The organism is Bacillus sp. MT94 (assembly GCF_058792475.1).
Map to the genome: position 1 here is coordinate 218,171 of NZ_JBXAEZ010000004.1, position 18,963 is coordinate 237,133.

At 37.7% G+C, this 18,963-nt stretch carries 19 protein-coding genes; 3 read left to right on the forward strand and 16 right to left on the reverse strand.

Translation table 11 applies throughout. From position 1 onward, the window contains the following. Nucleotides 1-11 precede the first annotated feature (11 nt). From AC1Q51_RS16325 to clpP, 3 genes are all read left to right on the forward strand, one after another. Nucleotides 12-218, forward strand: coding sequence for a DUF1657 domain-containing protein (locus AC1Q51_RS16325; RefSeq protein ID WP_000215909.1), 207 nt, complete (start codon nt 12-14; stop codon nt 216-218). Between the two features lie 20 nt (nt 219-238). Next, nucleotides 239-1,108 (forward strand): DUF421 domain-containing protein, encoded by an 870-nt coding sequence (locus AC1Q51_RS16330; RefSeq protein ID WP_000018924.1) that lies wholly within the window; start codon nt 239-241, stop codon nt 1,106-1,108. A gap of 240 nt (nt 1,109-1,348) precedes the next feature. Further along, entirely contained in the window at nt 1,349-1,930 is a 582-nt protein-coding gene (clpP, locus tag AC1Q51_RS16335; RefSeq protein WP_001049162.1) for an ATP-dependent Clp endopeptidase proteolytic subunit ClpP, read from the forward strand. Nucleotides 1,931-2,331: 401 nt separating this feature from the next. Here clpP and AC1Q51_RS16340 read toward each other — a convergent pair whose 3' ends face one another. From AC1Q51_RS16340 to uvrB, 16 genes are all read right to left on the reverse strand, one after another. Next, the gene (locus AC1Q51_RS16340) at nt 2,332-2,580 is read right to left on the reverse strand and encodes an HPr family phosphocarrier protein (RefSeq protein ID WP_000250307.1); all 249 of its coding nucleotides are present in this window, start codon (nt 2,578-2,580) and stop codon (nt 2,332-2,334) included. Nucleotides 2,581-2,603: 23 nt separating this feature from the next. Continuing rightward, nucleotides 2,604-3,554: a DNA-binding protein WhiA gene (gene whiA, locus AC1Q51_RS16345; RefSeq protein WP_000006566.1), complete on the reverse strand. Its 951-nt coding sequence runs from the start codon at nt 3,552-3,554 to the stop codon at nt 2,604-2,606. Between the two features lie 88 nt (nt 3,555-3,642). Next, a complete protein-coding gene (locus AC1Q51_RS16350; protein WP_000712187.1) occupies nt 3,643-4,596 on the reverse strand; it encodes a gluconeogenesis factor YvcK family protein in 954 nt (317 codons plus the stop codon). 3 nt (nt 4,597-4,599) lie between these two features. After that, on the reverse strand, nt 4,600-5,481 hold the full coding sequence (gene rapZ / locus AC1Q51_RS16355) for an RNase adapter RapZ (RefSeq protein ID WP_000138459.1): 882 nt from the start codon (nt 5,479-5,481) through the stop codon (nt 4,600-4,602). A gap of 20 nt (nt 5,482-5,501) precedes the next feature. Continuing rightward, the gene (locus AC1Q51_RS16360) at nt 5,502-5,960 is read right to left on the reverse strand and encodes an NUDIX hydrolase (protein WP_001190080.1); all 459 of its coding nucleotides are present in this window, start codon (nt 5,958-5,960) and stop codon (nt 5,502-5,504) included. 229 nt (nt 5,961-6,189) lie between these two features. Then, entirely contained in the window at nt 6,190-6,996 is an 807-nt protein-coding gene (locus tag AC1Q51_RS16365; protein ID WP_000455196.1) for a DUF368 domain-containing protein, read from the reverse strand. Between the two features lie 165 nt (nt 6,997-7,161). Further along, nucleotides 7,162-8,118 carry a thioredoxin-disulfide reductase gene (trxB, locus tag AC1Q51_RS16370; RefSeq protein WP_001288078.1) on the reverse strand — a complete coding sequence of 319 codons (957 nt, stop codon included), beginning with the start codon at nt 8,116-8,118 and terminating at the stop codon, nt 7,162-7,164. Between the two features lie 85 nt (nt 8,119-8,203). Continuing rightward, nucleotides 8,204-9,715, reverse strand: a complete 1,512-nt coding sequence (locus tag AC1Q51_RS16375) for a tetratricopeptide repeat protein (protein ID WP_000517723.1) — start codon at nt 9,713-9,715, stop codon at nt 8,204-8,206. A gap of 139 nt (nt 9,716-9,854) precedes the next feature. Then, nucleotides 9,855-10,367 (reverse strand): acyltransferase, encoded by a 513-nt coding sequence (locus tag AC1Q51_RS16380; protein WP_075717075.1) that lies wholly within the window; start codon nt 10,365-10,367, stop codon nt 9,855-9,857. Nucleotides 10,368-10,400: 33 nt separating this feature from the next. After that, a complete protein-coding gene (ppaX, locus tag AC1Q51_RS16385) occupies nt 10,401-11,051 on the reverse strand; it encodes a pyrophosphatase PpaX (protein WP_001222403.1) in 651 nt (216 codons plus the stop codon). A 67-nt stretch (nt 11,052-11,118) separates the two neighbouring features. Continuing rightward, entirely contained in the window at nt 11,119-11,931 is an 813-nt protein-coding gene (gene lgt, locus AC1Q51_RS16390) for a prolipoprotein diacylglyceryl transferase (RefSeq protein WP_000924240.1), read from the reverse strand. A gap of 24 nt (nt 11,932-11,955) precedes the next feature. Further along, nucleotides 11,956-12,885, reverse strand: coding sequence for an HPr(Ser) kinase/phosphatase (gene hprK, locus AC1Q51_RS16395; RefSeq protein WP_001127251.1), 930 nt, complete (start codon nt 12,883-12,885; stop codon nt 11,956-11,958). Between the two features lie 156 nt (nt 12,886-13,041). Further along, complete coding sequence (locus tag AC1Q51_RS16400) at nt 13,042-13,422, reverse strand: phage holin family protein (RefSeq protein ID WP_001267308.1); 381 nt, start codon at nt 13,420-13,422, stop codon at nt 13,042-13,044. 115 nt (nt 13,423-13,537) lie between these two features. Then, entirely contained in the window at nt 13,538-13,987 is a 450-nt protein-coding gene (locus tag AC1Q51_RS16405; protein ID WP_090978117.1) for a DUF4275 family protein, read from the reverse strand. Between the two features lie 59 nt (nt 13,988-14,046). Further along, complete coding sequence (gene uvrA / locus AC1Q51_RS16410) at nt 14,047-16,923, reverse strand: excinuclease ABC subunit UvrA (RefSeq protein ID WP_000045587.1); 2,877 nt, start codon at nt 16,921-16,923, stop codon at nt 14,047-14,049. Nucleotides 16,924-16,928: 5 nt separating this feature from the next. Further along, nucleotides 16,929-18,905 carry an excinuclease ABC subunit B gene (gene uvrB, locus AC1Q51_RS16415; RefSeq protein WP_000400987.1) on the reverse strand — a complete coding sequence of 659 codons (1,977 nt, stop codon included), beginning with the start codon at nt 18,903-18,905 and terminating at the stop codon, nt 16,929-16,931. Between the last annotated feature and the right edge of the window lie 58 nt (nt 18,906-18,963).

Below are 18,963 nucleotides of genomic sequence, written 5' to 3' on the forward strand. Positions count from 1 at the left end.
GAGGTGTTTATATGACTGTTATCGCTAGCGTAAAAACTTGCCTTGCTAGTGTAAGGGGCGCTCAAGCAAGTTTAAGCTCCCTTTCATTAAATTCACAAGACGAAGAATCAAAACGCGTATTTCATGAATGTATGTTAGAAATGGACAGCGTCATCGCTGATTTAAAGGATAGAATTTCAGTATTAGAACGTGAAGAACCTCAATATAAAGGGTTTTAAGTAGACTGGAGGAAACGACTATGTCTCACCTGCCGGAATGGACACTTGTCATTCTTCGCTCTGTATTCATATTAATTATTTTATTCGCTATTACGAAATGGTTAGGCAAAAGACAAATCTCTCAGCTTTCCTTTTTTGAATACATAGCCGGAATGACGATTGGTGACATCGCTGCCCAAGTATCTACAGGGCTCGATTCAAAATTTTTTCACGGCGTCTTTGCGATACTCATTTTCGCTGTGGTACCTTTTTTAACAGGAATCCTCTCTTTAAAGAACAAAACAGCTCGGGACTTCTTTGAAGGGAAATCTACCGTATTAATAAAAGACGGAAAGATACTCGAAGATAACTTAAAGAAAGAAAAATATACGAGTGACGAATTACTGGAACTTCTCCGCGGAAAAAGTGCGTTCAGCGTAGCTGAAGTCGAATTTGCTGTCTTAGAACCGAGCGGAGAATTAAATGTATTATTAAAGAAAGATTCCCAGCCACTTACAGCAAAAGACATCGGTTTAAAAGTACCAAACGAGAAAGAACCACAAACTGTTATTATGGATGGAAATGTACTAGATGAACCTCTTTCAGCAAGCGGACATAACCGCGCTTGGCTACATTCAGAATTAGAAAAACTCGGTGTTGTTATTGAAAATGTCTTCCTCGGTCAAGTGGATTCATACGGACAACTTACTATCGACATTTACAATGACAAACTCCAAATGCCTTCTCCTCAAAACAAACCTTTATTATTAGCATCTTTAAAAAAATGTCATGCTGATCTTGAACTATTTTCCCTAGAAACAAAGTCGAAATCAGCAAGCGAAATGTATAGTAAAAACGCGAAACAAATTGAAAAGATTTTAAATAAAGTAACCTATCTTTTAAAAGACTAATTATCGAAAGAACGCTTCAGTTAAAAGGCGTTCTTTTCTTTTTTCTCCAGTTTTCATAACGTTTAAATTTATGTAATTCGGTTATGATGTTGAAGATACATAAGCAGGGAATTTCGAAAACATAGCGAATATTTCATGATACAACTACATATTTTTTTGATTTAAAGTGGTTTCGTTTGACCTTTATTGACCATAATTGTATTATAAGACTAAGAAAGCTTTATAAGGAGGAAATAACAGATGAATTTAATTCCTACAGTAATTGAACAAACAAATCGTGGAGAACGCGCTTACGATATTTACTCTCGACTATTAAAAGACCGCATCATTATGCTTGGTAGTGCAATTGATGACAACGTAGCTAACTCAATCGTTTCCCAGCTTTTATTCTTGGAATCTCAAGATCCAGAAAAAGATATTCACATCTACATCAACAGCCCTGGTGGTTCTATCACAGCGGGTATGGCAATCTATGATACAATGCAGTTTATTAAACCACAAGTATCAACAATCTGTATCGGTATGGCTGCATCTATGGGTGCATTCTTACTTGCAGCAGGTGAAAAAGGAAAACGTTATGCACTTCCAAACAGTGAAGTAATGATTCACCAACCACTTGGTGGAGCACAAGGTCAAGCGACTGAAATCGAAATCGCTGCAAAACGTATCCTATTCTTACGTGAAAAACTAAACCAAATTCTTGCTGACCGCACTGGTCAACCACTTGAAGTACTACAACGCGACACAGACCGCGACAACTTCATGACAGCAGAAAAAGCTTTAGAATACGGTTTAATCGATAAGATCTTTACAAATCGTTAATACTTAAAAGCGAAAGCGGCTCGTTTAGAATCGCAGGGCGATGGAGCCCCTGATTCCGAGGCGCTTTTTGCCTCGAATGAAGGGGCGAAACAACCGGAGATTCTAGCCGCTGGAGCTAGATATAACTAAAAGTGGAAGCGCCCTATAATTGGGCGCTTCTTTTATATATTGTTCCCCGCTCACATACCCCATCCAGTATCCCTCTAAATATATCAACGATTTTTCAATTATATCGAACAAAACTCAAATTATATCAACGATTTTTTTAATATATCAACGGTTCGACACAACATATCGATTTACCGACAATCTCCGACAAGGACAAACCAGCTAAATACCCCTCCCCGCTAATCCGCACAAACAACAAAACAAAAAAACTATCGCATATACGCGATAGCTCTTTATTGTACATATGCAGCTAATGCTTCTAAAGCCTCTTCTGCATCTGAACCTTCTGTTGTAATTGTTATCATGCTTCCAGTTCCAATTGCTAAGCTCATAATCCCCATTATGCTCTTTGCATTTACTGTCTTTCCATCTTTCTCAATAAAGATATCTGCATGAAAGCGATTTGCCTCTTGTACAAACAACGCAGCCGGACGTGCTTGTAAACCGTTTTTTAATGAAACCTGAACTCGTTTTTGAACCACAGCTCCATTTCCCCTTTAACCTCTTATTTTTTTGCTACCGTTTCCCCCGCGCGTAATTTCTCTGCAATTTCATCGATTTTACGCAAACGATGATTAATACCCGATTTACTAATTTTCCCCCCGGATACCATCTCACCTAACTCTTTCAATGTTACATCTTGATAATCTCTTCGTAGTTGCGCAATCTCTTGTAGTTTATCTGGCAATATATCAAGACCAACCGTCTCATCAATATAGCGGATATTTTCAATCTGCCTTAGCGCTGCACCAATTGTTTTATTTAAATTAGCTGTTTCGCAGTTCACTAAACGATTTACGGAATTACGCATATCACGTACGATTCGAATATCTTCAAACCTTAAAAGTGCATTATGAGCACCAATAATATTTAAAAATTCCGTAATTTTCTCCGCTTCTTTCAAATACGTAATGTACCCTTTTCTTCTTTCCAACGTCTTACTATTTAAATCAAATCCGTTCATCAGTTCACATATAGCATCATTATGTTCCTTATATAACGAAAAGATCTCTAAATGATAAGATGATGTTTCTGGGTTATTTACTGAACCACCTGCTAAAAATGCACCGCGTAAATACGATCGTTTACAACACTTCTTCTCAATCAATTCTTGTGATATATTTCGAATAAATGAAAAGTCATCTCGAACGATATGAAGATCGGCTAATATTTCGCGAGACTTTTCAACAAGCCTTACGATATATACATTATTTTTCTTCAATCGCATTTTTTTACGAACAAGTAATTCTACCGTCACATCATATCCTTTTTTCAAAAGCGTATAAATCCTTCTTGCAATTGCCGCATTTTCTGTTTGAATATCGATAGATAGACGACGGTTTGAAAAAGAAAGCGATCCGTTCATTCGAAGTAACGCCGATAATTCTGCTTTCTCACAGCATTCTTTCACTTCAAGATTCGTCAACTCTTTCTTTGTTTCTGATGCAAATGACACAGTCAACACCTCCTTATACGATTATTATGGAACAAAATTCTTGTCCTATATGAATGAGGAGCGCCACCTCAAACGAGGCAACGCACATTTATAACAATGAATATAAAATCGAAGCTAACTTTAACGTATCATGCCTTACAACACGATCATCATACTTCGCTAATCCCTCTTGAATAACATCAATATTATTTTCAGCAAAACGTTCTTCATCCACTACAACTGGTGTAGACATTTCTTCCTCATATAACTTACGTAATTCACAAGGAATCTCACGGTTATTTACAATTGCAGTATTAATAAATGGTTGCCCTAAATGATCGTGTAACGCCTGCACATGATCAAAAGCAGTATATCCCATCGTTTCACCCGCTTGTGTCATAACGTTACATACATATACCTTCTTCGCCTTTGCAGCAAGAACAGCGTCCCCAATTTTGTTAACAACTAAGTTGGGTAATATACTCGTATACAAACTTCCTGGGCCGAAAACAAGTAAATCAGCTCGTTTAATCTCAGCCAATGTTTCATGCAATGGCTCTACATCTTCTGGAGTTAAAAAGACACGATTAATCTTCTTTCCGTAATAAGGAATCTTTGATTCACCTGTTACAATTTCCCCATCTTCAAGTTCCGCATGAAGTACCGCACTTTGATTCGCTGCTGGTAATACACGTCCTCTGACATTTAATACTTTACTTGTTTCCGTAATTGCATGGAAAAAGTCTCCTGTAATCGAGGTCATACCTGCCAACAATAGATTTCCTAACGCATGACCTTTCAGTCCGTCTCCTGTTGTGAAACGGTGCTGAAATAAAGCTTCCACCAGTGGCTCTACATCCGATAACGCAACAAGTACGTTACGGATGTCACCTGGAGGTGGAATTTCTAGCTCATCACGTAATCGACCCGAACTGCCACCATCATCAGCAATTGTAACAACTGCTGTAATATCAACAGGATATTGCTTTAATCCTCTTAATAAAACAGAGAGTCCAGTTCCGCCTCCCATGATGACAATTTTAGGCTTTCTCTCTTTTTTCATCCCTTAATGGCCCTTTCTCTTCTCCACATCACGATGAGATACATGAACACTATACTCTGGTTTCAAATGTTTCCCAAGGTATTCTGTAAGCGTAACAGAACGATGCTGTCCACCTGTACATCCAATTGCAATTACAAGTTGACTTTTGCCTTCTCTTTTATAATGAGGCAGCATGAAAGTAATCAGATCCGTCAACTTCTCTAAAAACTTATGTGTCTCATTAAATTTCAGTACATACGAAGAAACTTCTTCATCTAGTCCTGTTAATGGCTTCATATGTGGAATGTAATATGGATTTGGTAAAAAACGAACATCAAATACTAAATCTGCATCAATTGGAATACCGTACTTAAATCCAAATGACATAACATTTACACGAAATGCTTGCTCAGTTTCTGTTGAGAACAAGTGAACAATTTTTTCACGTAATTCTTTCGGTTTTAAATCCGATGTATCAAGCACAATATTTGCTCGTGCCTTCATATCTGTTAATAAATTGCGCTCTGCTTCGATTCCCTTTAACGGCAAACCAGTTGGTGCAAGTGGATGCGAACGTCTCGTTTCTTTATAACGAGTTACAAGCGTACTATCTTTCGCATCTAAAAATAAAATATGAGGAATAATCCATGTACGTTCTGATAAATCATCAAGTGCTCCCCATAAATGTTCGAAAAACTCGCGGCCACGTAAATCAATGCCAAGTGCCACTTTATTCATTTTCCCTTTTGAATCCGCCATAAGCTCAATAAACTTTGGCAATAACATCGGTGGTAAATTATCTACACAAAAATATCCTAAATCTTCAAAACTTTGTAAAGCTACTGTTTTTCCAGCTCCAGACATCCCTGTAATAATTACCATTTTTATATCATTATTCTCTGTCATTGTATCCTCTCCTTGACGGTTTAACTCGGATCTAATCGATATGAAAGCAACTCAAAATCTGGGGTATATACAAATGTACCGTAGATTATGCCATTTCCTTTAATTAAATAATCAATAATGTGATAATCTCCTGGCGCCATTGCTAAATCATCAATTTTATCAAATGTATGCCAACCAATGATGCCTTCTTCGCTCTCTAGTTTGTTTTCTCCTGCAAAATCTGTCGCTAAAAAGGAGAACATCATCCATTCAGAAACAACTTTATCACCTTCTTGGATGACAAAGGTGAAGACCCCCTTTAACGCTGGGTTTTTCAAATAAATACCTGTTTCTTCGCGATATTCGCGAACAACGGAATCTCTTACAGTCTCACCACGCTCCATTTTCCCGCCTGGTGCAACCCACCAATTTCGGCGAGGTTTTTGGAGTAAGAGTACTTCATTATCTCTAATTAACACACAGTTTGTCACTCTTTGCATGTTTCTTCACCTCAGCTACTTGCAGTAAAATTTCTCACTGCATACTTCTTTCATTATACTATCAAAAACAGTTTGCTACAACGAAGGAGCCAGTCCTCTTTCGCTAAGCATATGCTACTCAACAATTTTAAAAAAGCTTTCCATAACAAGCAATGTAAATGCTTAGACTTTTAATGAATAGCATGAAAAATCCCCTTAACGATTTTTATCGCCAAGGGGATTAAAGCCCTTATTTCTTACCGAAATAAGTAACAATCGCAAATCCTAAAATAAAGGTAATAATTGAACTTATAATTGAAAATCCGCCGGTTGGAATACCAGGGAACACAATTACAATCGAACCGATAACTAGTCCAATAATTGCCGCAAATGTCATACTTTTATAACGATCTAATAAAAAACTAATGCCTTTACTACTTACAACAAATCCAACCATAACACCAGCACCGATAACCACGATTAAAGGTAAGTTAAGTGTAGTTAAAGCGTTAATTGCTGTTGGATACACACCAATAATTAATAAAATAAACGATCCACTAATCCCAGGAAGTAGCATAGCCATACTAGCCATCCATCCTGCGAAAAATAAACCAATTGCATTTAAAATTGTTAACGTCGTAATTGGATCTGCTGCCTTATCTGGTTTAAAGAAAGCTGTGATCGCAACAAGAATTGCTGCAACTATTAATAAAACAATGTGCTTACCTTTAAACGACGACTTTGCATCAGCTTCTCTCATTAACATCGGTAATATACTAATAATTAAACCGAGGAAGAAAAATTGAGTCGGTTCATAATGATTTGCAAGTAAATATTTAATAACATGACTTAACGTTAAAAACGCTGCTGCCACACCAGCTGCAAGTGGAATTAAAAACCCTAAATGTTTTTTCCATTCACGACTAAAGAATCCACTAATTGCCGCAAGCAATTGTTCATAAATCCCTAACACAACAGCGATTGTACCGCCGCTCACACCAGGAATTAAATCACTAACGCCCATACAAAATCCACGATATATATTACGCCATTCCATACTGAATAAATTCCTCATTTCTTATAGTGATTTTTTCCGTAAAGTCCAGTATATCAATAAGAAAGCTTATAATCCTTATATTTTTTGACAATACTTTGACATTTTCACACAAAAAAAGAAGAAAGCTCCTGTCGGTAGCTTTCTTCTCACAAGGTATATTATCCCTTATTTTTCTGATACAGTTTTTAATTCCTCTAATAATTCTTCTACGTAATGTTGTGCACTTTGTGCTGCAATACTACCGTCACCTGTTGCTGTTACAATTTGACGAAGCATTTTTTCACGAACATCACCAGCTGCGAAAATACCAGGGATTTTAGTTTCCATACGTTCGTTCGTTTCAAGGTAACCATTTTCATTTGTAATACCTAGTTCAACAAATGGTTTTGATAATGGTAACATACCGATGTATACGAATACGCCGTCAGTTTTGACTTCTTTCTCTTCTCCACTGTTTACGTCTACAAGTGTTACACTTCCTACTTTACCGCTTGCTTCGTTAATTTCTTTTATAGTGTGGTTCCAAATGAAATCTACTTTTTCATTTTGGAAAGCACGGTCTTGTAAAATTTTCTGTGCACGAAGCGTGTCACGACGGTGAACGATCGTTACTTTTGATGCGAAGCGCGTTAAGAACACACCCTCTTCAACAGCAGAATCTCCACCGCCAATTACGATAAGTTCTTTTCCTTTAAAGAATGCCCCATCACATACTGCACAATATGATACACCACGGCCGCCAAGTTCTGTTTCACCCGGTACACCAATTTTTTTATACTCTGCACCGCTTGCAACGATAATTGCACGTGCTTTATATTCTTTTTTACCAGCAATAATTGTTTTGTATTCTTTACCATCGATGACTTCTTTCACATCACCGTATGCATATTCAGCACCAAATTTCTTCGCATGCTCGAACATTTTATTTGATAAGTCTGGTCCTAAAATAGACTCATAACCTGGGTAGTTTTCTACATCTTCCGTGTTTGCCATTTGGCCACCTGGAATACCACGCTCAAGCATTAATGTGCTTAAATTTGCACGAGATGTATATACTGCAGCTGTCATACCAGCTGGTCCTGCACCAATAATAACGACATCATAAATTTTTTCTTCTGACACACTATTCACTCCTATCCATTCCTACACAATTAAGTTACCCTCATTATACTGTTAGCATCATTTTTTTCCCAATGATTTGCTTATCTTATGTGTGCGTACGCTTAACAGCTTGCACATACTTTCGGACAGTCGCTACAGATACATTATATACATCTCCAAGCTCCGACTGTGTCATTTTATTTCCTTGTTCGCCGCGTACAATGTATTCAATCGCAGCTGACCAGCCGTACACATTTGTAAATATGTCTCCAGATGTATATAAACGTATGAACGTACAAAACCAAAAGTGTAAACACTCTTCAATTAATTCATCATCTTTTTTCGTATAATTGTATAAGGCATCCGCGATTCTCGCGCACTGCTCAAATTGTTGTAAATCAGCTGGAATACTCTTATGACTATTAAGTAAAAAGAAGTACTTTGCAAGTTGCGATACGATGGGAACACCGTTCTTCGCTTGCGTTATATCAAAGAAGAATCCAACCTTCTCCGGCGTTGACAATTCATTCATTAAATATAAAGCTAGCATTTGTTCTTCTAGCGTCGCACTTTGCTGAAATGATTTTCGTAATTCTTCAAATAACACGTTTTGTCCTTCATCTGCTAAATTCAGCGCATTCCACGGTTCTTTTCCCTTTTTATCAGGATGCAATTCCACGACATGTTGCCACATTTTTTCAGCTAGTTGCTGATCTTTCACCATATACGCAGAATATGCAAACCAATAATAAAAACTAACGTCTCCTTCGTACCCTTGACGCTTTAATAGTTTGAACCATTTATATGCATGCTCGAAATAACCAATTGTTGCAAGTGTAGTTCCCAGTTTCAAACGATGTTCAAATGAAATCGGATATACCGAAACTAGCTGTCCCGCTAACGCTTCTACTTGTTTATGCTCTCCAATTGAATATAGAAAAATAAGCGTATTACAAAGCGCATGTATATTACCAGGATTTTTCTCTAAAATCATTTCTGTTAACTTCAGTGCTTTGTCTACATTACCCGATTGAAAATGTGCAATGGCTAAATTATTATGACCTGACCAAAATTCCGGATAATCTTTCGTAACAATTTCTAATGTAGCAATTGCTTCTTCCAATTGTCCATTACGAATATAACGATTCGCTTCTTCCTGCATAACAATTAAATCATCTTCATCTTCAATCTCTTCCGCACCCATTGCTTCTTCTTCCATAATCTCAAGAAGTTCTAATGTATCTTCTACGAATTCCTTCTCTTTTGCAACTTCTAAATAACGATCCGCATATTTCTTCGCCTGTTGAAATAACCCCATATATGCATAATTATTTGCAATAAAATAATAGCACTGTTCAAGTTCTGGATTAGATCTAACTAACTTTAAGAAGATTTGGTTCGACTCTTGATATTCACCAGCCTCAGATAATACTGTTGCTAATTGACATAAAATAAACGGCTCCTTCTCACTTTGTGCCGCTCTTCGAAAATATTTAATTGCATCTTGCAATTTTTGCCCTTTGTAAGCTCTCATCCCTTTTTTATAAAAGAAGTCCGCTAATTGATTAAAAGAGATAACTTGTCCGTTCTCCTTATATATCCTTTGATTTTTCCCCATATATCCTCCAGTTTTTTGTTTTCTTCGCTCACACATTCTTCTATCTATAAGTATAAACGATTCCGTAAAAAACAAAACAGTATATTATACTCAATTATTTCCTTTTTATTCATAAAAAAAGAGGAGAAATGTTACATTTTCACCATGAACCTTCTCTTGCGGTCATTTGCTCTTTCGTATAAATAATACGCATTGGATTTCCACCTACGAAAGCACCGCTCGGTACATCTCTATGAACAAGTGTGCCAGCTGAGACAGTCGCACCGTCTCCAATTTTCACACCTGGTAATATTGTTACATTCGCTCCAATCATCACTTCATTTCCAATGACGATTTCCCCAAGTCGATATTCACGAATTAAATATTCATGCGCTAAAAGCGTTGTGTTATAGCCAATAATCGAATTCTCTCCCACAGTTATCTTTTCCGGGAACATAATATCCGGCATTACCATAAGCGCAAATGATGTTTTCTTTCCTACTTTCATCCGTAAAAAAGTGCGGTACAACCAATTCTTCACAGATAAAACTGGCGTGTAACGCGCAATTTGGATAATAATAAAGTTTTTCATTACCTTCCAAAAAGACACTGTTTTATACACATTCCATAATGAATTTTCTCCTGAAACAGGATAGCGCGTTGTCCGTCGCACTTAGCTCGCTCCTCTACTAACTTACTTGGACCTTTATGAACGGTTCATATTAGACAAAATCGGTAGCAAATCACTCATTTTATCTAGCATAAAGTCCGGCTTGTAAGCCTCTAAATACGCTCTACCTTTCAGCGTCCATGAAACCGCAGCTGTTTTCGTCCCCGCATTTTGACCACCGACAATATCATGATGATTATCTCCAACCATCAATGCCTCTTCTGGTTTTGCATCTAATAATTCAAGCGCTTTTTGAAGTGGCTCTGGATGTGGTTTCACATGCTCTACATCATCAATTGTCACGACAACATCAAAAAATTCATCAAGCTTTGACAACTGTAATCCCATCTCAACGGTTTGTCTCGCTTTCGTTGTAACAATACCAACTTTATAACCTTGCTTCTTCAACTCTCGAACTGTTTCATATACAGTTTCATATTCTTCTACTAATTCATCATGATGATCATGGTTAAATTCGCGATAACTTGTAATCATCTCTTCAACCTTACTTTCATCAATCTTACTGAAAGTATCATGCAAAGATGGACCGATAAATGGCAACACATCTTCACGCTTATATTGATTTGGATAATACGTATTTAAAGTATGTAAAAAAGAAGAAATAATAAGTTCGTTTGTATTAATTAAAGTTCCATCTAAATCAAATAACACTGTATTTATTCTCATTGCCTTAGTCCTTTCGCCTTCCTGAATATGAAAGAAGCAGCATCTTATAATAAGATGCTACTTTTCTCTAATTTTCCGAATATCTTTTATCAGCTTGCCCCATTTTTCGTCTCACAATAATGAAAATAATAGAAATAACAACAAGTCCAATTGACATTACTTGTGCAATACGAAGTGGTCCTAGCATTAAACTATCTGTACGTAAGCCTTCTACGAAGAAGCGTCCTACTGAATACCAAATTAAATATGTGAAGAATAATTCCCCACGGCGTAAATTCACTTTTCTTAATGCAAGTAGTAAAATTACACCTGCAAAATTCCATAATGATTCATATAAAAACGTCGGATGATAGTACACACCCTCAATATACATTTGATTAATAATGAAATCTGGTAAATGAAGACCTTCTAAAAACTGTCTCGTTACTTCATCACCATGCGCCTCTTGGTTCATAAAGTTTCCCCATCGGCCAATTGCTTGTCCTAATAAAATACTTGGTGCAGCAATATCCGCCAACTTCCAGAATGAAACCCCGCGTCGCTTTGCAAAAAGAATCCCTGTTATAACCGCTCCGATTAAACCACCATGAATCGCCAAGCCACCTTGACGAATATTAATAATTTGACTCGGGTTTTGCGCGTAATATTCCCATTCAAAAATAACATAGTACATTCTCGCAAATAGAATAGCGATCGGTACTGCAATTAATACAAGGTCAACAAATGTATCTTTTGGAATACCTAGCCTTTCTCCCTCGCGAGTTGCTAGCCAAAGACCTAATAGCACACCTGTACCGATAATAATCCCGTACCAATAAACAGGAAACGGCCCAAGTTGGACAGCTACGCGGTCAAGCTGCGGTACAGAACCTAACAGCATATGTATGACCTCCCTCTCCAATGTTTACTCCTGATTCCCTAACTCAATCGCACTCATTAATCGTTCTGAGAACTGCTGTGCTGCATTGACTCCCATACGCTTTAAACGGAAGTTCATCGCTGCTACTTCAATAATAACAGCCAAGTTTCGACCAGGACGAACTGGAAGTGTAATCTTCGTAAGTTCTGTATCAATAATTTTCATCTTCTCTTCATCAAGACCTAAGCGATCATAGTTTTTCTTTTGATCCCAAATTTCAAGATTAATAACAAGTGTAATACGCTTATAATTTCGCACTGCCCCTGCACCGAATAACGTCATAACGTTAATGATACCTAGACCACGAATTTCTAATAAATGCTCAATTAAATCTGGTGAGCTTCCTACTAATGTGTCTTCATCTTCTTGGCGAATTTCTACACTATCATCCGCAACAAGGCGGTGACCACGCTTCACAAGTTCAAGAGCTGTCTCACTTTTACCAACACCACTTTGACCTGTAATTAAAACACCAACACCGTAAATATCTACTAATACACCATGAACAGCAGTTGTTGGTGCTAGCTTACCTTCTAAATAATTAGTTAAACGACTTGATAATCTCGTTGTCGTTTGAGAAGAACGTAATAAAGGCATGCCTGATTCACGTGATGCTTGTAATAACTCATCTGGTACATCTTGATTACGAGTTATAATAATACATGGCGTCTCCTCGGTACAAAGCGCTTTCATTCTCTCTTGTTTTTGCTCTGTTGTTAACGTATCAAAGAACGTAAGCTCCGTTTTTCCAAGAAGCTGCACGCGATCAGCTGGATAATATGTAAAGAATCCTGCCATTTCAATTCCAGGTCGTGATAAATCACTTGTATCAATCGGACGATGAATTCCTTCCTCACCACTTATTAACTCCAATTGAAATTGTTCAATTAAATCTTTTGTCCTTACTTTTGGCATATGTATAAACCTCCACTCCGCTGCGGGTTCAGTCTCGTTTGATGTAAAATTCCATTCTACCGGATATTGTACCATTTTTTTCTGGAAACAAGAAATACGGTTTCTAATAAATAGAAAAAAACATTTCATACGAATAATGAAATGTTTTTCTTTTTGTCATTTTCTCTTTTTTTCATATAGAGGTTCCACAATTGCCTTCTCAATAATCATATTAAAAATTGAAATACAAATTGCCGCAACAATCGCTACACCAAATCCTGATATATTAAAAGCATCTCCTAATAATGAATCTGCTATTTTTAACGTAATCGCATTAATAACAATTAAGAAGAAGCCGAAAGTTACAACAGTAATTGGTAGCGTAATTAAAATTAAAAACGGCTTTACGAACACATTTAAAACCGCCAATATAATACTCGCAATAATTGCAGTTTGTATATTTGCTACGTAAAATGCATCTGGTGCAATCCCTTTTAAAAGCCCCGATACAGCGATTAACACAACGCTATTTACAAGAAGTGATACAATCCATCTCATTTCGTTACACATCCTTTTAAACATATATATTTCATCATACGCTAATAGATAATAAACGCAAGTATGATACAAACACTTATATCAACTTATTCTATCTTTCATGCTTGTATACCTACTAACACTTCCTCGCAAAATAAGGACCACACCACCTATGTTCATGAGTTTTTACAAAGGTCCAAGTGAAATCTTTATCTACGATATAGATATCACCTTTATACGCATCTTCTGTCTCACACAATATATCATCCATATGTAACAAACTCGCATCCTTTATTAACAGTACCTCATCACAGTGTTGGTAGAAAATGTAGCAATCCTTTTTCACTTCATCATGAAACTCGTTTTCCGCTTCTTTACCCTCTAAACACTTCTTTTTCTCATAACTAAATATGTGCCATAGATAACCACATGCATACCTATCTCCATGAAGAAAAATATCTTCTTTTTCTTTATCACTTAAATGATTTGCAAAGTGATCCTCCCAGCGCTTTCGAAAATATACACCCCAACTTTGAAATTCTCTTACCTTCATATTTTTCTTTCTTAACACCTCTAAAAACTCCATCTTCTCCCCCTATACAATAAAAACCGAGCGTCATTTCCACTCGGTTTTCATCAATAAACTTATTGCGACAACTCTACTTCTTTTATTTTCTCTTTCATTCTTGCTTTATCACGATTTAAAATCTCTTTTAAATACTTACCTGTATACGAGCGCTCTTCTTTCACTACTTGCTCTGGCGTTCCGGAAGCAACGATTTGTCCACCTTTGTCTCCGCCCTCTGGTCCAAGGTCAACGATATAATCCGCTGTTTTTATCACATCTAAATTATGTTCAATTACAAGTACCGTCTCACCACTCTCAACAAGACGTTGCAGCACTTCTAGAAGACGTGCAATATCATGCGCATGCAACCCAGTCGTTGGCTCATCTAAAATATATAACGTACGACCTGTAGAACGACGGTGTAATTCAGAAGCTAATTTCACACGCTGTGCTTCCCCACCAGATAATGTTGTTGCTGGTTGACCCAATTTCATATAACCAAGCCCAACATCTACAAGCGTTTGAAGTTTACGCTTAATTTTAGGAATATTGGCGAAGAATTCTACTCCATCTTCAATTGTCATCCCTAACACTTCAGAAATATTCTTATCTTTATATTTCACTTCTAACGTTTCACGATTATATCGTTTACCGTGACAAACTTCACACGGAACATACACATCTGGTAAGAAATGCATTTCGATTTTAATAATTCCATCACCACGGCACGCTTCACAACGGCCACCTTTTACGTTAAAGCTGAAACGTCCTTTTTGATATCCGCGCACTTTAGCTTCGTTCGTTTGTGCAAACACATCACGAATATCATCGAATACACCTGTGTACGTCGCTGGATTAGAACGTGGTGTACGACCAATTGGCGATTGATCAATATCAATTACTTTATCTAAATGTTCAAGACCTTTAATCTCTTTATGAGTACCTGGCTTCGCTTTCGCTTTATATAACTTTTGCGCTAACGATTTATATAGTACTTCATTAATCATCGTACTTTTACCTGATCCAGATACACCTGTTACCGCTACAAACGTACCGAGTGGGAATGACATTTTTGCATTCTTTAAGTTATTCTCTTTTGCGCCGACAATCTCCACTTTACGTCCGTCACCTTTACGTCTTTCAAGTGGAACTGGAATAAACTCTTTACCGCTTAAATATTTTCCTGTTAACGAATTATCATCTTGCATCACTTCAGCTGGTGTCCCTGCCGATACAACTTGCCCACCGTGAATACCTGCACCTGGTCCGATATCAAGTAAATAATCAGCAGCCATCATCGTATCTTCATCATGCTCAACAACGATTAATGTATTACCTAAATCGCGCATTTCTTGCAATGTACGAATAAGACGATCGTTATCGCGCTGGTGTAAACCAATTGAAGGCTCATCAAGAATATAAAGTACGCCAGTTAGACGAGAACCAATTTGCGTCGCTAAGCGAATACGCTGCGCCTCACCACCTGATAACGTACCAGCCGCACGACTTAGCGTTAAATAATCTAAACCAACGTTCACTAAGAATCCAACGCGCTCCTGAATTTCTCTTAAAATTAAATGAGCTATTTTTTGTTGCTTCTCCGTTAGCTCTACATTCGAGAAAAATTCTTGTACTTCTTGAACTGAATACTTCGTTACGTCAGCAATCGTTTTATCACCAACAAAAACAGCTAAGCTTTCAGGCTTTAAGCGGCCGCCTTTACACTTCGGACAAGCTTGTTCTGCCATATACTTTTCCATTTGCTCACGAATGTAATCAGAACTCGTTTCACGATAACGACGTTCAATGTTTGGAATAACACCTTCAAATAAAATCTCATTTTCCTTTACTTGACCGAATTCATTTACATAGCGGAAATAAACCTTCTCTTCCCCGCTTCCGTACAACACTTTATCAAATAAATCTTTCGGTATATCTTTCACAGGCATATCCATATCAACGCCGTAGTGATTACATACAGATTGTAAAAGTTGTGGATAGTATTGTGAACTTGTCGGTTCCCAAGGTGCAATCGCATGTTCATTTAATGATAAATCCCAGTTCGGGATAACAAGCTCTAAATCTACCTCTAGCTTTGAACCAAGTCCATCACAAGAAGGACATGCTCCAAACGGACTGTTGAATGAGAACATACGCGGCTCTAATTCTCCGATTGAAAAACCACAATGCGGACAAGCATGATGTTCACTAAATAGAAGTTCCTCTTCTCCCATTACATCGATTAACACTCGGCCTCCGCCAAGCTTTAATGCACTTTCAAGTGAATCAGCAAGACGGCTTGCGATTCCTTCTTTTACAACAATACGGTCAATTACAACTTCAATAGAATGCTTCTTATTTTTATCTAACGTAATCTCTTCAGACACATCAAGCATTTCACCATCAACACGTACACGAACATATCCTTGCTTCTTAATATCTTCAAGTACTTTCACATGTGCACCTTTACGCCCAGAAACGATAGGAGCTAACACTTGTAATTTCGTACGTTCAGGATATTCAAGAACACGGTCTACCATCTGCTCTACTGTTTGTGATGTAATTTCAATCCCATGATTTGGACAAATTGGCGTACCAATTCGCGCAAATAATAAACGTAAATAATCATAAATCTCCGTTACCGTTCCGACAGTTGAACGTGGATTACGACTCGTCGTTTTTTGATCGATTGAAATCGCTGGTGACAATCCTTCAATCGTATCTACATCCGGCTTATCCATTTGTCCTAAAAACTGGCGCGCATACGCAGATAACGATTCTACGTATCTGCGCTGCCCTTCTGCATAAATCGTATCAAATGCTAATGATGATTTCCCCGAACCAGACAATCCCGTTACAACGACAAGCTGATTTCTCGGAATGGTTACATCAATATTTTTTAAGTTATGTGCTCTAGCACCTTTTACAACGATAAAATCCTTGCTCTTACTCACTCTTTTCACCCTTCCGCTTTTAATTCTAATAGTAAATCTCTTAGTTCAGCTGCACGCTCGAAGTCTAACGCTTTTGCTGCTTCTTTCATCTCTGCTTCCATCTTCGCAATTGTCTTTTCACGCTCTTTTTTCGTCATTTTCTTAGCAGGAGTTGCTTCGTATGTTTCTGTCTCTTCAGCAGTTGTCGTTGCACGGATTACATCACGTACGCCTTTTTGAATCGTTTTCGGCGTAATACCATGCTCTTTATTGTAGGCTTCTTGTATAGTACGACGACGCTGCGTTTCTTCAATTGCAATTCCCATTGATCTTGTTATACGATCTGCGTACATAATAACGCGGCCGTTTTCATTACGCGCGGCACGACCAATTGTTTGAATTAATGAGCGCTCTGAACGTAAGAACCCTTCCTTATCAGCATCTAAAATCGCTACAAGTGATACTTCTGGAATATCTAATCCTTCTCGTAATAAGTTAATACCGACCAGTACATCAAACTTACCGAGGCGAAGATCGCGGATAATTTCAATACGTTCTAACGTTTTAATTTCAGAGTGAAGATAGTTAACTTTAATTCCTACATCTTTTAAGTAGTCCGTTAAATCCTCTGACATTTTCTTCGTTAAAGTCGTAATTAATACACGTTCATTTTTTGCAATACGATCTTGAATCTCTCCTAATAAATCGTCAATTTGCCCTTCAATAGGTCGTATATCGATTGGTGGATCTAAAAGCCCTGTTGGACGAATAATTTGTTCTATTACTTCTGGTGACTGCTCTAACTCGTACGGTCCTGGCGTCGCCGAAACGTAAATAACTTGATTTGTTTTCTCCTCAAACTCATCAAACATGAGCGGTCTATTATCTAAAGCTGACGGCAGACGGAATCCATGATCCACAAGCACTTGCTTACGTGCTTGGTCCCCGTTATACATCGCTCTTACTTGTGGCACTGATACGTGCGACTCATCCATAACAATTAAGAAATCTTCCGGGAAATAGTCCAATAACGTATACGGTGTTGCACCCGCTGGACGAAGTGTTAAATGACGGGAATAGTTTTCAATCCCTGAACAAAAGCCCATCTCGCGCATCATTTCTAAATCATAACGTGTACGTTGCTCTATACGCTGTGCTTCTAGCAACTTACCGTTATCATTTAAATCCTTTAAACGCTCTTCTAATTCTTTTTCAATATTTTCAATAGCGACCTTCATTTTCTCTTCACGTGTAACGAAGTGAGATGCTGGGAAGATTGCTACATGATCACGTTCTGCTAATACTTCACCTGTTAACGCATTTACTTCACGGATACGATCAATTTCATCGCCGAAAAATTCAATTCGAATACAATGCTCATCAAGTGATGCTGGGAAGATTTCAACTACATCTCCGCGCACACGGAATGTACCACGCTTGAAATCAATATCATTACGTCCATACTGTACATCAACAAGTTCACGAAGCAATTGATTGCGGTCCTTCTCCATACCAACTCGAAGTGATACAACTAACTCGCGATATTCTTCAGGAGAACCTAAACCATATATACACGATACACTCGCAACGATAATTACATCGTCCCGTTCAAATAATGCAGACGTTGCCGAGTGACGCAATTTATCAATTTCATCATTAATCTGCGCGTCCTTTTCAATAAACGTATCTGTTTGTGGTACATACGCTTCCGGCTGATAATAATCGTAATAACTAACAAAATACTCAACTGCATTATTCGGGAAAAAGTCTTTCAACTCACTATATAACTGTCCTGCTAACGTTTTATTGTGAGCCATAACAAGTGTTGGCTTTTGCACTTCTTTAATGACATTTGAAATCGTAAATGTCTTACCCGTTCCTGTCGCTCCAAGCAACACTTGCTTTTTCTTTCCACTATTAATTCCCTCTACAAGCTTCTCTATAGCTACCGGCTGATCACCTTGCGGGGAATACGCTGATATAATTTCAAATTGATGTTCCAAGTAAAATCCGACCTCCTCATAAAAATCTGTATTATTATTTTACCACGAATGCCTATAA

What these genes read in the sequence shown, in the direction of transcription:
- hprK (WP_001127251.1), bottom strand. Translation starts at nt 12,885, where the DNA reads ATGCCAAAAGTAAGGACAAAAGATTTAATTGAACAATTTCAATTGGAG.
- AC1Q51_RS16360 (WP_001190080.1), bottom strand. Translation starts at nt 5,960, where the DNA reads ATGCAAAGAGTGACAAACTGTGTGTTAATTAGAGATAATGAAGTACTC.
- AC1Q51_RS16330 (WP_000018924.1), top strand. Translation starts at nt 239, where the DNA reads ATGTCTCACCTGCCGGAATGGACACTTGTCATTCTTCGCTCTGTATTC.
- rapZ (WP_000138459.1), bottom strand. Translation starts at nt 5,481, where the DNA reads ATGACAGAGAATAATGATATAAAAATGGTAATTATTACAGGGATGTCT.
- AC1Q51_RS16365 (WP_000455196.1), bottom strand. Translation starts at nt 6,996, where the DNA reads ATGGAATGGCGTAATATATATCGTGGATTTTGTATGGGCGTTAGTGAT.
- AC1Q51_RS16350 (WP_000712187.1), bottom strand. Translation starts at nt 4,596, where the DNA reads ATGAAAAAAGAGAGAAAGCCTAAAATTGTCATCATGGGAGGCGGAACT.
- AC1Q51_RS16400 (WP_001267308.1), bottom strand. Translation starts at nt 13,422, where the DNA reads ATGAGATGGATTGTATCACTTCTTGTAAATAGCGTTGTGTTAATCGCT.
- lgt (WP_000924240.1), bottom strand. Translation starts at nt 11,931, where the DNA reads ATGCTGTTAGGTTCTGTACCGCAGCTTGACCGCGTAGCTGTCCAACTT.
- AC1Q51_RS16405 (WP_090978117.1), bottom strand. Translation starts at nt 13,987, where the DNA reads ATGGAGTTTTTAGAGGTGTTAAGAAAGAAAAATATGAAGGTAAGAGAA.
- AC1Q51_RS16325 (WP_000215909.1), top strand. Translation starts at nt 12, where the DNA reads ATGACTGTTATCGCTAGCGTAAAAACTTGCCTTGCTAGTGTAAGGGGC.
- ppaX (WP_001222403.1), bottom strand. Translation starts at nt 11,051, where the DNA reads ATGAGAATAAATACAGTGTTATTTGATTTAGATGGAACTTTAATTAAT.
- AC1Q51_RS16375 (WP_000517723.1), bottom strand. Translation starts at nt 9,715, where the DNA reads ATGGGGAAAAATCAAAGGATATATAAGGAGAACGGACAAGTTATCTCT.
- clpP (WP_001049162.1), top strand. Translation starts at nt 1,349, where the DNA reads ATGAATTTAATTCCTACAGTAATTGAACAAACAAATCGTGGAGAACGC.